The 15,065-nt window shown below is 44.2% G+C and carries 10 protein-coding genes; 7 read left to right on the top strand and 3 right to left on the bottom strand.

Features of this window, described 5'->3' with window-relative positions:
• Positions 1-31: 31 nt before the first annotated feature.
• The 4 genes from gldG (at position 32) to WS34_RS07965 (ending at position 8,081) form a co-directional block, all read left to right on the top strand.
• A complete protein-coding gene (gene gldG / locus WS34_RS07980) occupies positions 32-2,449 on the top strand; it encodes a gliding motility-associated ABC transporter substrate-binding protein GldG (protein ID WP_286693682.1) in 2,418 nt (805 codons plus the stop codon).
• A 186-nt stretch (positions 2,450-2,635) separates the two neighbouring features.
• Complete coding sequence (locus WS34_RS07975; protein WP_013611329.1) at positions 2,636-3,691, top strand: efflux RND transporter periplasmic adaptor subunit; 1,056 nt, start codon at positions 2,636-2,638, stop codon at positions 3,689-3,691.
• A gap of 25 nt (positions 3,692-3,716) precedes the next feature.
• On the top strand, positions 3,717-6,785 hold the full coding sequence (locus WS34_RS07970) for an efflux RND transporter permease subunit (protein WP_046404208.1): 3,069 nt from the start codon (positions 3,717-3,719) through the stop codon (positions 6,783-6,785).
• Positions 6,786-6,812: 27 nt separating this feature from the next.
• Positions 6,813-8,081, top strand: a complete 1,269-nt coding sequence (locus WS34_RS07965; protein ID WP_046404205.1) for a TolC family protein — start codon at positions 6,813-6,815, stop codon at positions 8,079-8,081.
• 5 nt (positions 8,082-8,086) lie between these two features.
• On the opposite strand, the gene WS34_RS07960 is transcribed toward WS34_RS07965, so the two are convergent.
• Complete coding sequence (locus WS34_RS07960) at positions 8,087-9,376, bottom strand: Na+/H+ antiporter NhaC family protein (protein WP_013611326.1); 1,290 nt, start codon at positions 9,374-9,376, stop codon at positions 8,087-8,089.
• 47 nt (positions 9,377-9,423) lie between these two features.
• Positions 9,424-10,101 (bottom strand): DUF421 domain-containing protein, encoded by a 678-nt coding sequence (locus tag WS34_RS07955; protein ID WP_172720191.1) that lies wholly within the window; start codon positions 10,099-10,101, stop codon positions 9,424-9,426.
• Between the two features lie 157 nt (positions 10,102-10,258).
• On the opposite strand from WS34_RS07955, the gene WS34_RS07950 reads away from it, so the two are divergent.
• Positions 10,259-11,698 carry an amino acid permease gene (locus tag WS34_RS07950; protein ID WP_022160244.1) on the top strand — a complete coding sequence of 480 codons (1,440 nt, stop codon included), beginning with the start codon at positions 10,259-10,261 and terminating at the stop codon, positions 11,696-11,698.
• 11 nt (positions 11,699-11,709) lie between these two features.
• Here WS34_RS07950 and WS34_RS07945 read toward each other — a convergent pair whose 3' ends face one another.
• Positions 11,710-12,234: a sigma-70 family RNA polymerase sigma factor gene (locus tag WS34_RS07945; protein ID WP_013611323.1), complete on the bottom strand. Its 525-nt coding sequence runs from the start codon at positions 12,232-12,234 to the stop codon at positions 11,710-11,712.
• Positions 12,235-12,346: 112 nt separating this feature from the next.
• On the opposite strand from WS34_RS07945, the gene WS34_RS07940 reads away from it, so the two are divergent.
• Positions 12,347-13,495, top strand: a complete 1,149-nt coding sequence (locus tag WS34_RS07940) for a FecR family protein (RefSeq protein WP_046404200.1) — start codon at positions 12,347-12,349, stop codon at positions 13,493-13,495.
• Positions 13,496-13,661: 166 nt separating this feature from the next.
• Positions 13,662-15,065: carboxypeptidase-like regulatory domain-containing protein (locus WS34_RS07935; protein WP_286693681.1), on the top strand; the 1,404-nt coding region annotated here is incomplete at its 3' end.

The raw sequence follows: 15,065 nt of genomic DNA, 5'->3' as shown, positions 1-15,065 counted from the left end.
TCCTGTAGGAACGAAACCGGAAACGGGAGATATGGGTGAACTGGTAAGGAAGGAATTAAAAAGTTTTTTTGCCTCGCTGTCAGGCTATGTGGTGTTGGTGTTTTTTCTGCTTGCTAATGGTCTGTTTTTGTGGATCATTCCGGGAGGATATCATATTCCGGCAAGTGGCCTGGCCGACATGCAGGCTTTTTTTACCCTTGCTCCGCTTTTGTACCTTTTTCTGGTTCCTGCTCTTTGTATGCGCCTATTTGCAGAAGAAAGGCGTACCGGTACGCTGGAGTTACTGCTTACCCGCCCGCTAACTACCTGGCAGATTGTCGGAGCAAAATATCTGGCCGGATTTCTGTTGGTGCTCTTTTCGATATTACCTACCCTCGTTTATCCGGTCAGTTTATGGTTTTTAGCCCAGCCGGTCGGACATATCGATGTGGGAGGAATTATAGGTTCGTATATCGGGTTGATTTTCTTATCCGGCATATATGTGGCTGCCGGGGTTTGGGCTTCGGCTTTGACCGAAAATCAGATTATTGCTTTTCTCTACACCCTGGTGGTGGCTTTTTTGTTGTATACCGGTCTCGACTTTATAGCCGGTATTCCTTTGTTTGAAGATTATCAGACTTCGATTCAGTTTTGGGGAATTCATTTTCATTATGAGCCCATGTCGCGGGGGGTCATCGCTTTTAGCGATGTCGTTTATTTTGTCTCCTTCGTTTTTCTTTTTCTGTGGGCTACCGTACGGCGGTTTCACGGAATACGGTTAGGCGGGGGCTATGTTATAATAGCTTTTGTGGTTTTGAATCTGGCTTGTACCCGGGTTTACCTGAGGGCGGATATTACCGATGATAAGCGTTATACGCTTTCCGAATCCACCTGTTCGTTGCTCCGGGGAATCGACCGGGGAGTCAGTGTAGATATTTTTTTGGGTGGAAAATTACCTGCCGGTTTGCAAAAATTGCAATATGCATTGACCAGAAATCTCGAAGAATTCCGCCGGCTTTCGGGAAATAATTTCCGTTATCAGCTGATCGATCCTACGGAAATACAGGATCCTGAAGAGAAAAAGGCTTTAGTAAAATACCTGGCAGAACGGGGAATCCTGCCGATAAATCTGAATCGCAGAAGTGAAGACGAGACTTTATCCCAGCAGATCATTTTTCCCGGATTAATCATTTACGATCAGGAAACTGAAGTAAGTGTCAATTTATTACAGAATGTGCCCAGAAATAGTGCCGACGAGAATATCAACCATTCTATCGAGGCATTGGAATATGAATTGACAAAAGCGATTCGGTTACTGATACAGAAACAAAAAAAAGTAGTCGGTTTTTTGGTAGGGCAGGGCGAATTGACTTATCCGGAAGTGATGGATATGGCGAAGACACTTTCCTATTATTATCAGGTCGATCTGGTGAGTTGTGATAGCCTGGCGACCGACTTGAAACGCTATGCTGCTTTGATTATCGCTAAACCGACGAAAGATTTTTCTGAGCGGGATAAATACGTTATCGATCAGTATCTTATGCATGGTGGACGGTTACTATGGTGCTTGGACGAAGTGGATGTAGATCACGAAGTGTTGAAAAATCAGGAGACTGTACCTGCTGTTTATCGGCCTTTGAATGTGGAAGATATGTTGTTCCGCTATGGGGTAAGGATAAATCCTGATCTGGTATTGGATGGAAATTGTGTGCTGATTCCTGTGATTACCGGGATGAACGGGACGACTCCCGACTATAGTCCGGGTTGCTGGTATTATTCGCCCTTATTACTCGCCCGCGGACAACATCCGGTAACGGCCGGATTGCAACCGGTACGGGTGGATTATGCCAACAGTATCGATACGGTGGGAAAAAACGATGGACTGAAAAAGACCGTATTGTTGTCCACTTCCTCTTATGCGGCTGTTATGAAAACTCCTTGCCCTGTATCGTTGTCGATAACCGAGGAGAAGATGACTCCCGACCGGTTCAATCGTCGGTTTGTACCGGTAGCAGTAGCTGTCGAGGGAAATTTTACTTCTCTGTTCCAGTACCGGAATCGGGAAGAAGTGGCGGGACAGCCTTTTAAAGCACAGAGCGGTTATAGTCGGGTGATCGTAGTAGCTGACGGGGAGGTGATCCGTAATCAGGTGAGAGGGGTGGGGGAAAATGCCCGGATCGTACCCTTGGGCTATGATGAGTATAGCGGACAGATGTACGGAAACCGTGATTTTATTCTCAATTGTGTCAATTGGTTGTGTGATGATGAGGGATGGATGCAGCTGAGAGGACGGAATTTGTCCTTATATCTATTGGATAAAACCCGGCTGAAAGCGGAACGTACTTCGTGGGAAATGCTGAATTTATTATTCCCTATATTTATCGTCGTTGTTGGGGGAGGAATCTTTGCCTGGGGAAGAAAATCAAGAAACCGGAAGAGGGGTTCTACCCGTTTTAACGATTTAAGATAGAAATTTCCGATGACTTCTATTCAACTTTTTTTAGTGAAAACCGTATAAAAGAACAAATGAGGTTTTTACTGGTTTTTCCCATAAAAAATATTTTTTAACTTAATAGGGGAGGGTTTGGCTTATCTTTTGATAGAAGAGAGGCGTTTTTGTGAATGAATTTAAAAAAAAGAAAATAAATCGAGAATCATGAAATTGAGATTATTTATTTTGTCGGGTTTGTGTGCTTGGATCGGTGTTTCCTGTGGAGGAAAAAAAGAAAATACCGGCCAGGAAAGTATTCGTCCGGTACGGGTGGTAAAAGTAGAATCACTGGGAGCTATGCAAAAAATGTATACCGGAGTGGTACAGGCTGAAGAATACAGTAAACTGGCATTTAAGGTTTCCGGGCCGTTGGTTGAAATGAATGTGGATGCAGGACAGAAGGTGAAGAAGGGGACAGTCATCGCTGCTGTCGATCCTTTGGATTATAATTTGCAATTCGAAGCCAATAAGGCGGCTTATGTCACCTCCAAATTGCAAATGGAACGAAATAAGAAGTTGTTGGCGATGCAGGCGATCTCTAAACAGGATTATGAAATAGCCGAAGCGAACTATGTAAAAGCCAAATCGGCCTACGAGACTTCGCAGAATACATTGGCCGATACAAAATTGAGAGCACCGTTCGACGGTTTTGTAGAACAGAAATATGTTGAAAATTATCAAAAAGTGCAGCCGGGAGAATCGATTATAAAATTGGTGAATCCGGATAAATTGGAAGTCGGTTTTATCCTTCCCGAGACTAATGTCAGGTTGACCCGTGAAAAAATGCAAGTGGCGGTCGAATTCGATACTTACAAAGGCAAATGGTTTAAGGCAGAGGTGAAAGAATTTGTGGATGCTTCTCCCGACGGGAGTGGGATACCTGTGCGACTGGCCATTACCGACAAGAGCTTTAACCGCGATGTGTATAATATTTATCCGGGTTTCTCTTGTAAAGTGATCCTGAGTATCGATAATGAGACCGGAAAAGGCTATACTGTGCCGTTAAGTGCTGTATTTAAAGATTTAAAAACTGACGAAACTTCGGTTTGGTTGTATCATACAGCCGATGAGACGGTCAAAAGACAAAAAGTCACTACCGAGCAATTGTTGGGGACAGATCGTGTTTTGGTGACCGAAGGATTGGAAGCCGACGATATTATCGTGGTTGCAGGAGTGAATTATATCGTTAATGGACAGAAAGTTGCCGTTATTGAAAATTAGAAATTAAAATTGAAACCATATTGATATGAATATAGCAAAGTATTCATTGGATAATCCGAAGGTCATCTACTTTTTTCTCTTCGTCATGTTGATCGGAGGGGTGATTTCTTTCGGTTCGCTGGGGAAAAAAGAAGATTCGCCTTTTGTGATTAAGACAGCCGTATTGATTACTCAGTATCCGGGAGCTTCTCCGAAGGAAGTGGAACAACTGATCACAGAGCCGATTGAAAGGGAGATTCAGTCTATGCGGCGTGTCTATAAGATCAAATCCGATTCATATTACGGTATGTCGAAGATCAATATCGAATTGAGTCCCGCAACTCCGCCCGAAGAAATGCCGCAAATGTGGGATGAACTCCGGCGTAAGGTATTGAATGTTCAGTCGCAATTGCCTCAAGGGGCATCCGATATTAAAGTTTCCGATGATTTTGGAGATGTTTTCGGTATCTATTTCTCTCTGACAGCCGACGAAGGATTTAGCTATCATGACCTGAGGGAATGGGGACAACGGCTGAAAACCGAGTTGGTTACGATCGAAGGTGTGCAGAAGGTGGCCCTGTTCGGAGAACAGACCGAGGTGGTCAATGTTTTTATTTCTATGTCGAAACTGGCCAATTCGGGGATCAACCTGAATTCGTTGATGCAGACCATTAAATCACAGAATTCGTTGATCAATACCGGAGAAAAGAGAGCAGGAAATATCCAGCTCAAGATTCTGGCTGAAGGAACGTACAAGAATCTGACCGATATCAAAAATCAGTTGATTTCTACCGAGACCGGGCAACAAATCCGTTTAGGAGATATTGCTGTGATTGAAAAAGGATATATGGAACCGCCCAGTACCCTGATCCGGGTAAATGGCAGGAAAGGGATCGGTATCGGAGTTTCTACGGCACCCGACTATGATGTGGTGAAGGCCGGAGAGGCTGTGCGGTTGAAGTTGGCACAACTGGAAGAACAAATGCCGGTAGGGATCGAAATGGTGACGCTGTACCCCGAGGATCAGATCGCCCGGGAGGCGAACAACGGCTTTATCCTGAATCTGATCGAGTCGGTGGTGATCGTGATTTTTATCATTCTTATCGTCATGGGAGTCCGGGCCGGTATTCTGATCGGTAGTTCGTTGATATTTTGTATCGGAGGAACACTGTTGATCATGCAGTTTATGGGAGTAGGATTGAATAGAACTTCCTTGGCTGCTTTTATTATAGCCATGGGGATGTTGGTGGATAATGCTATCGTGGTCACCGATAATGCACAAATAGCGATCAAGCGGGGAATACGCCGCCGGCAAGCCTTGATAGACGGGGCTACTACGCCTCAATGGGGATTGCTGGGGGCTACGATGATCGCCGTATTCTCTTTTCTGCCTTTATATCTGGCGCAATCTTCCGTAGCGGAAATGATCAAACCTTTGTTTATTGTGTTGGCCGTTTCTTTGTTACTTAGTTGGGTGCTGGCGTTGGCTCAGACAACTGTTTTCGGAAATTTCATTTTGAAAGAAGGTTCCGGTGAGACTGGAAAAGATCCGTACGATACTCCTTTTTACCATAAATTCGGTAAATTCCTGCGTTTGCTGATCCGCTTCAAGGGGACGACGATGTTAGTGATGGTGGGGTTATTTATGCTGGCGATGACGATTATGGGGTTGATGCCCCAGAATTTCTTCCCTAATATGGATAAACCCTATTTAAGGGCCGATTGCTTTTTACCTGAAGGATACAGTATCCGGGAGACAGAAAAAGAAATGGGAAAGATCGAAGAGTTTTTGTTACAACAGGAAGAAGTCGTGAATGTATCGGCTACATACGGAAGCTCACCACTTCGTTACTATCTGGCCAGTACTTCTTTCGGTCCGAAATCTAATTTCGGTAATTTCCTGGTCGAAGTAAAAGATAAAAAATATACGGCTCAGGTAGAAGAACGCCTGAATAAATATGTCCGTGAAAACTATCCGGATATCCTGATCCGTTCCTCTTTATTTAAGCTTTCGCCGGCAGTGGAAGCGAATATTGAATTCGGTTTTATCGGAGAGAATATCGATACGCTTACGATGTTGACGGAGAAGGCAATGAGTATCATGCACGAATGTGATATGGTTACCGATATCAAAAATAGCTGGGGAAATAAAGTACCTGTCTGGGAGCCGGCTTATTCGCAGGAACGGGGACAACGGCTGGGGATTACCCGGCAGGCAGTGGCCTATGCCCTGAAAATTGCAACCAACGGTTTGCCTTTGGGCGATTATCGGGAGAAGGATTTGTTTATGCCTATTTTGCTGAAAGAGGAAAATATCGAATCGTCGAATATCGATAATATGAAGACCTTACCTGTATTTTCCCAGTCGGGATATGCCGTCCCTTTGGCTCAGGTGGTGGACAGCTTTGCCTTCGGATATAATTACAACGTAATTAAGCGTTATAACCGCGATAAGGTGATGATGGCACAATGTGACTCCAAACGTGGAGCCAATACGATGGCAGCTTTTGCGCAGGTAAAAAAAGCGATTACCGAGGGTATGGATATCCCTCAGGGTTACCGGATGCAGGTCTTCGGGGAAAACGAAACTCAGGAAGAGTCGAATTCGGCTATGGCTGCCAATTTACCGTTGACCTTTATCCTGATGTTCATCGTGTTGTTGTTTTTGTTTAAAACTTATCGTAAACCGACGATCATTTTGTTGATGGTGCCCCTGATCTTTATCGGAGTTGTCTTCGGATTGGCTGTAACCGGGAAAATGCTCGATTTCTTTGCAATCCTGGGGGTACTGGGGTTGATCGGTATGAATATCAAGAATGCTATTGTGCTGGTAGACCAGATCGGTATTGAAGAAGAGAAAGGTACTCCCCGGCTGGAAGCTATTATCGAAGCTACAAAGTCGAGAATTGTGCCGGTAGCGATGGCTTCGGGGACGACGATACTCGGTATGCTGCCTTTGCTGTTCGATGCTATGTTCGGCGGAATGGCCGCTTGTATCATGGGAGGATTATTGGTGGCCAGTCTGTTGACTATTTTTGTTTTACCTGTTACCTATAGTTTGTTGTTCCGGGTGAAAGTGACAGATAACCCTGAGGTAAGAATGAATGAGGAATAATAAAAAGAAAGGATAAAAATAAACGGAATGAAAAAAATATATTTAATCGTCGGAGCAATACTTTGGGGTGGAATAGTTGACGCCCAGACGTTGTCGGTGGAACAATACCGGCAAAAGGTGTTGGAATATAATCAGGATATCCAAAAGTCCCAACAGGCTGTAAACGGGGCTTTATATTCCCTGAAAGGAATTAAAACGGGCTTTTTTCCGAAATTGGATATTACCGGAAACTATTCCTATCAGTTGGAGAAGGTGGAGTTCTTGCCCGGAACCGACCTGAAACACGATAATTATGGAGTAGAAGCCGGATTGGTACAGAATGTCTATTCCGGGAGCGCTGTCCGGAAACAATATGATGTAGCTAAATTGCAACATGCTATTGCTCAGTTGTCGGTAGAACATACAGTGGATAACATGATTTATGCCGCCGATGTCAGCTATTGGTCGGTGGCCGCAAACCGCAATCTGTACGAGCTTTCGGAACAATTCGTTCAGATTGTAAGGGAATTGTATGAGATTGTAAATAAACGGTTTGAAGAAGGAGCTATCAGTAAAACAGATGTATTGATGGTGCAGAATCGTTTGAAAGAAGCTGAACTACAATTGAATACGAATTCGACGAATTATAAGACAGCACTGCAATCTTTGAATATTATGATGGGAGTGGAGCCGGATGCTGCTGTAGTTTTGACCGATTCTATTCAAAAAGTGCTTTGGGTTCCTAAGCAGGAAGGGTTGAATAAGGCCCTGGAAAGAAGAGCCGACTATCAATCTGCCATTATGGGGATAGAGATGGCGAAATTGCAGACCGATATGGCCCGTTCGAAGTATTTGCCCCAATTGGCTGTCGGTATAAAAGAAAAATACGGAACGACTTTGTTGAATGTGGACGGAAAGGCTCAATGGGCGACTACGGCTTATGCACAAATCAATATACCGGTGTTCCATTGGGGAGAAATGCGGCAGAATGTGAGATTGAGCCGGACCCAGGAATGGACCAAAGAACTGGAAAGAAGCCAGCTCAAGGACCAGGTAAGTAAAGAGCTGAATAATGCCTGGGTGAATGTGATCGAAATATCCAAAAAGCTGGAGATCGTATATTCTTCTCTCGATATAGCAAAGGACAACCTGATGTTGAATACGTTTAGTTATAATGAAGGGAAACTGCCGATTATCGATGTGTTGTCGGCCCAGGTGAGCTGGTTACAGGCGTACACCAATGTGGTTTCTGTCAACTATCAATATAAAGTAGCCTTGGCCGAGTATGCCAAAGCTTTGGGGGGAACGGACCGTTGAGTCTGTCAGGAATAACGGCGCGGATACCGGAAGACGATAGCCGATAGGGCACATATCCCGATCAGCATCGGATAGTACAGGTATTGAATGATGGAAAGCGGGGAGATGGAGGCCAGACCTGCAGCGATCAGCATTTGAGCTCCATAGGGTATGATTCCCTGGATAAAACAAGAAAATGTATCTAATATGCTGGCAGATTTGCGGCAGTCGATGCCGAATCTGTCAGCTATATTTTTAGCTATAGGACCGATGGTGATGACAGCGATCGTGTTGTTGGCCGTACAAAGATTGGCCAGACAGACTAAACCGGCGATACTCAGCTCTCCGGCACGTTTGGAATTGACATGTCGGGTGAGTTTGACGATGATGTAATCGATCCCTCCGTTGTATCGGATCATTTCGAGCATACCTCCGGCCAATAAAGTGATAATGATCAATTCCCCCATGCCTGTGATACCTGCTCCCATAGCACCGAACCAGCCGAACAAATCGAAACCGGAAGAGAGTATACCGATAAGCCCGGAAGTTAATATCCCCAGAAATAATACGAGCATGACATTTATGCCGGCTAAAGCAGTTGCGAGAACGATGAGATAAGGGATAACCTTGATCCATTCGACGGCTTCGATCTGCGTGGGGGTATGGATGTGCATGCCGGCAAAGACATAATAAAAGAGCAATAGGATGGCTGCCGGCATGACAATTAAACTATTGACCTTGAATTTATCTCTCATTTCACACCCTTGAGTTTTGGTGGCTGCAATGGTAGTGTCAGAGATAAACGAAAGATTATCTCCGAAGAAGGCCCCTCCGACGACAATAGCTACCATATAGGCTAGTTCTACACCGGTTTTATCGGCGATTCCTACAGCAACAGGAGTGAGGGCTACGATCGTTCCGACGGAGGTCCCGACCGATAAAGAAATAAAACAAGCGGCGATAAAGATACCGGCCAAAAGCAGGTTGTCCGGAAGAATGTGTAAAGTCAGATTGACCGTGGCGTCTATGGCTCCCATCGCTTTGGCCGATTGGGCGAAGGCTCCCGCCAGAATAAATATCCAGATCATCAAAAGGATATTTTTATCCGAAGCACCTCCGGAGAAATGAGCAATCCTTTCACTCAGACCGAGATGACGGGTCATGGCGATAGCTGCGATGGAAGAGATCACGAAAGCGACAGTGATCGGTACTTTATAAAAATCATCGGCGATAAGAGAAGTGACCAGGTAGACTCCCAGAAATATAAATAAAGGACTTAAAGCCAGTAAAGAAGGTTGCTGCGTGTATTGCTTCATGTATTTTTATATTTTCAGCGTGCAAAGTTAACGGATTAATTGAAAAATCAATTCGAAATATCGTTATCGGAATGTGCCTGACCACTTTTGTGAGAATCCGTGTTTTTAGCAGCAATATAAAATCCCTTGCCAGGGGTCCATTCCACGCAGAAGAGCGAATCGATATCTTCGTATCCCAGTTTTTTTAATTGAGCCAGTAGCCAGGTTTCCTTTTTTCCGGCATTATCCAGTGAACTTTGCAGGATTGATCCATTATTGACAAAAAGATAAGATTCGGAAATATTTCGTTTCAGTGAAACGGTGAGCTTGCCGTTTGTCTCGAAGCGGGCATCGTCTACATCGAACATCGAGAATATACCCACTTCCCGCAACATGGTCCGGAATTGTTCCATTTCCAGACCGTTACGTTTGAATTCTTTGAGATTGATTTGTCCGTTCCTGACGATCATAACCGTATCTCCTTTGACTAAACGCCTGATCAGACTGAAACGCAGCAAGTAGCGGATAGTCATATTGACGATTGTCCAGGTTCCGAGCGCAAAGATCATATACCATACCGACAAGTCCGGATTATAAATCACGCCTCCGATCAGAGCTCCTAAAACAAATGCATTGACCGAGTCGAGGGGAGTGAGCTGGGCCATTTGTGTCTTGCCTGAGATGCGGAGAAAAAAGATCACTCCGGACATACCGATGATGATTTTGATAATAATGCTGAGGATCATAATATACCTTAATTTCATTCTGAATTAGGAGAATTACGCTTTTGCAAAAGCTTTGTTACAAATTCCCGAATTTTTAGCCGATACAGAAAGCAACCAAAAATAGATTTATTCCGTTAGTAGGTTAATAGATGAGGTTGATTAATTAAAATTTATTGGAATGAAGAAAAATATTTCAACTTGGCAGTTGGCCTTGATGACGGCAGCTGCAGTGATTAGTTTGAGAGGATTGCCGATGATGGCTCAGGAGGAGCTGACGATGTTTTTTTACATTTTCTTTGCTACTTTCCTGTTCCTGATACCGGCGGCTTTGGTCGCTGCCGAATTAGGTAGCGCTTTTGCCGACCGGGGTGGTGGAGTATATACTTGGGTGAAAGAAGCCTTTAACCGGAAAATGGGATTTACGGCGATTTTTTTGCAATGGATTCAGAATGTAGTCTGGTATCCGACAGTACTTGGATTTGCAGCCGCCTCTATCGCATATATGATCGGAAAACCCGACTTGTCGCAGAATGGCTGGTTTGTAGGGTTGTTTTCTATTGCTATGTATTGGCTGGCTACCTGGTTGACCTTTAAGGGCACCTCGATTATTTCCCGGATTACCAGCCAGGGATTTTTATTAGGAACCGTATTACCCGGAGTGGTCATTATCGTTATGGCGATTATTTGGATTGCAGGAGGTAATCCGATTGCTTTCGAACATGTCCCGGATACGGTTACTCAAGTGGTCAACGTAAATGCCGGGCATGTACATCCGCGTTTTTTCCCTCATATGACGGGGATCAGTGATATCGCTTTTTTGGCGGGTATTTTACTGTTGTTTGCCGGAGTCGAGGTACATGCCGTACATGTCCGGGAAATGAAAGAACCTCAAAAACAATTTCCTGCTGCCATGTTTTTAGCTGCCTTGATTTCTTTTGCCTTGTTCACTTTAGGTTCTCTGGCAGTAGCGATAGTTACTCCTTATGATCAGATCAACTTACAAGCCGGATTGTTCGTCAGTTTTCAGCAATTGTTCAGTCATTATCATATCGGGTGGTTGACTAATGTGATGGGATTGTTAGCGGCTTTCGGAGCTTTGGCCGGGGTTATGTCATGGATTTCCGGCCCTAGCCGTGGATTATTATGGACGGCTAACGATGGACAATTGCCTGATTTCCTGAAAAAAACCAATCGGAATGGGGTACAGACTCATATCCTTTTTATTCAGGGAGCTATTGTATCGGTTTTATCTTCCCTGTATATCATTATGGATGATGTCAGTGTGGCTTTCTTTTTGTTGAGTGCTTTGACGATCGGACTTTACCTCGTTATGTATATGATGATGTATGCTTCAGGAATAAAATTGCGGTATACTCAACCTGATCTGAAAAGAAGTTATAAAGTGCCCGGAGGTAAGATGGGCATGTGGCTGATTGCGGGAGTCGGTTTTCTGGCTGTCGCCTTTTCATTTATCGTTACCTTTTTTCCACCTTCGCAGTTGCCGGTCGGTAGTCCTGCCTTTTATACGGGGTTAGTAATTGTCGGTACGGTAGTATTTGTGGGCATTCCGATCCTTATCAGCACGGTTATGGCCAGGAGAAATCGGAAAGGACAGTAAAATTTACGGTTTTACCAACCGAGCAATTTGAGGATAAGTAATGTGTATTCCTTTCCGAGTATTTCCCGTAACCGTCTGTATGCACTTTTTTTCATTGATTTGACGGTGTTGACAGAGATATGCAGAAGATCTGCGATTTCAGTATTATTGTTGCCCTCCAAACCGAGCTGGATAATTTCCCGGGTTTGCGGGGGCAATTGGCTGATGGCGAAACTGAGTAAACGGAGTGTTTCCTGATAAGTAATTTCGTGAAGACAATTTTGCTCTTCTTCCTCTTCCCGTTGTGAAATATATTTTTGTGCGATCTGGGAATGTCGCAAATGATTAAGACAAAGGTTGTGTGCAGTCGTATAAGCGAAAGATTTGGCTTTTTCGATGGCGTAAAAATTTTCTCTCTTCTCGTATAAACGGACAAAAACATTCTGAGCTATATCCTGAGCTACAGGCTCTTCTCTTACATATTTTAAGGAGAAGAGATAGACAGGTTCATAGTAAGTATTGAAAAATAATTCAAATCTTTTATTGTTTAGAAGCATTTTATTTGCCGGTCGTTTATACTGATATTCGGAAACAAAAGTAATTTTTTTTTTTCAGATGCGCACACCCACTTGTTGATTTTAAGTGTTTCAGTATAAAATACACATAGAAATGAGAGGGTTTGAAAATAGGTATGAACTTGCACATTTGATTAGCTGCCGGCTTATGGGGACTATTACTCCGGAAGAAGAGGAACGGTTTCAGAAGTGGTGGAAAGAATCGGAATTCCATGAAAAAGAATATGAGATTATATGTAAGCGTCTGATTGTTGATTTACGGAGAACGGAGCATCCGGATTTGCATAAAGCCTGGAAAAGAGTGTGGAGCAAACTTCCCCGTACGAGGCGGCTATTCTGGTCCTGGCATTCGGGGGCTGCTGTTTGTGCCGGAGTGATTCTGCTCCTGGGATTGGGGTGGATATTTCTACCGGCTGATGATTTGAATATATCTCGGTCGGGGAATGACCGGAGTGCGGGGACTGTGTTGATTCTCGGTAATGGAGAATTAATTGATTTGGGAAAGAGACAGGAAAGGGTGGTCGATGCTGGAAAGGGAACGAAAATCAGGATAGAAGAGAACGTCGTGAGTTACCAGACAGAGGAACAAGAAGAAGTTCCGGTACAGGAAATGAATACGGTACGGGTCCCCCGGGGAAGTGAATACCGGCTGATACTGTCGGATGGAACGAAAGTATGGCTGAATGCTGAGTCGCAGCTGATTTATCCGGTCCGTTTCACAGGAGAAAACCGGGAAGTAATCATGAAAGGGGAGGCATGTTTTGAAGTGGCGAAAAAAGAAAAACAGCCGTTTGTCGTGAAAGTGGATGAAATAGAAGTGTTAGTGACGGGGACTTTATTCAATGTGGAGGCTTATCCCGAAACTAAAGAGGTAAAGATGACTTTGGTCGAAGGGCGGGTCGAGGTGAAGACAGAAGAGCACCGGCAACTGTTGAGCCCGGATGAACAGGCTCTTGTAGATAAGCAGGAAGGACAAATCCGGGTGAGAAAAGTGGTTGCTGAAGAGTATATCGGCTGGACCAGGGGAGAATTCCGTTTTACGCGGACAAGGCTGGAAGAAGTGATGACGAGGTTGGCACGCTGGTATGATGTAGAGGTATTTTTTGCAGTTCCGGACTTGAAGAATGCCCGTTTTACGCTGAATTTGGAACGCTATGACAATATAAATAAAATATTGTCGAAGATTGAAAAAACGGGACGTGTGCATTTCCGTATTCAGGGGCAGTGTATTATTGTGGAATAATAAAAACAGCGGAGTATAGTGGCATATACCCCGCCTTTAGTTATAAAACCCTTGCTCTACCGACATAGAGCAAAAAATTGTTATAAACTCTAACTACAAAAGTATGGAAAAAAAATCAAGAACAGGTGATTCCGTGTTCCTTAAATTACCACGGATGTTTTTAATCATGAAAACGGTATTTATCTCATTGGTGTGTACATTGAATGTACAGGCTAATGTGTTTTCCCAACACACGAAGTTCGATATCGCGATGAAAAATGTTACGGTATCGGAGGTTTTGTGTTATTTAGAAGAAATCAGCAAATACCGTTTTGTGTATGACAGCGATGCAATTGATCGCATGCAACGGGTGGATGTAGAGATGAAGGGAACGAAGTTGGAAACAGTGTTGGAAAGTATATTCGTGAAAAGTGGTTTTTCATTTGTCATAGAGGATGGGGTGGTGATCATCCGCGAGGCTGGAAAGAAACAGATAACGGCTGGAATACTCCCGCAATCCCGGAAAATTACCGGTCGGGTAAGGGATCATGGAGGCCATCCTTTACCTGGAGTGACCGTGGTTTTAAAAGGTACCTCTGTCGGAGTAGTGACGGATGTGGACGGCCACTTTAAAATGGATCTGCCGGCCGATCATGAAACGGTACTGGTGTTTTCATTTGTCGGGATGAAAACTCAGGAAGTGTATTATAAAGGGGAAAAAGAATTGAATGTAGTGATGGAAGAAGAGGTGAAGCAAATGGACGAGGTAGTTGTGACCGGAATCTTCTCAAAATCGAAAGAAAGCTATACTGGCGCTGTGTCGGTGATTACGGAAAAGGAATTGAAAAGTTTCGGTAACCGAAACATACTGACCACTTTGCGCAATATCGATCCTTCTTTCAATATCCTGGAAAGCAACGAATGGGGTTCTAACCCGAACCGTTTACCGGAAGTACAGATCCGCGGAGCAGCCAATATGCCGGATATCGACCAGTTGCAAAGCGATACAAAAGCAGAATTGAACACGCCTTTGATTATCATGGACGGTTTTGAAATAACTTTAGAACGCATGATGGATTTGGATGATAGCGAGGTGGAGACGATCACTTTGCTGAAAGACGCTTCGGCAACTGCTATTTACGGTTCTCGTGGCGCGAACGGTGTGATTGTGATCACGACAAAAGAACCCGAACCTGGAAAACTGCGGTTTGCCTATACGGGAAGCCTGAATCTCGAAGTGCCGGATTTGAGCGATTATGATGTATTGAATGCCAGGGAAAAGCTGGATCTGGAACTTCGATCTGGCTATTATGACGGTGTCAGGGCTGAATATGAAGTGCAGTTGAAACAAAAATATAATGAAATTCTGCAACAGGTGGAGAGAGGGGTAAATACCTACTGGCTGTCCAAGCCCTTGCGTGTCGACGTGGGGCATCGGCACAACATCAAGTTGGAAGGAGGAGATCCGAGTTTCCGCTATTCGGCAACAGTGCAGTATAACGACGTAGCCGGAGTTATGAAAGAATCGTTCCGCCGGACGTTCAATGGAGGGATCAACCTTTCTTACAAAACTTCCGACCTGATTTTCAGA

The sequence above is a fragment of the Odoribacter sp. N15.MGS-14 genome, assembly GCF_000980245.1.
Classification (GTDB): Bacteria; Bacteroidota; Bacteroidia; order Bacteroidales; family Marinifilaceae; genus Odoribacter; species Odoribacter splanchnicus.
Note: the sequence above shows the minus strand (reverse complement) of the source record. Positions and strands in the feature narration are given on the sequence as shown.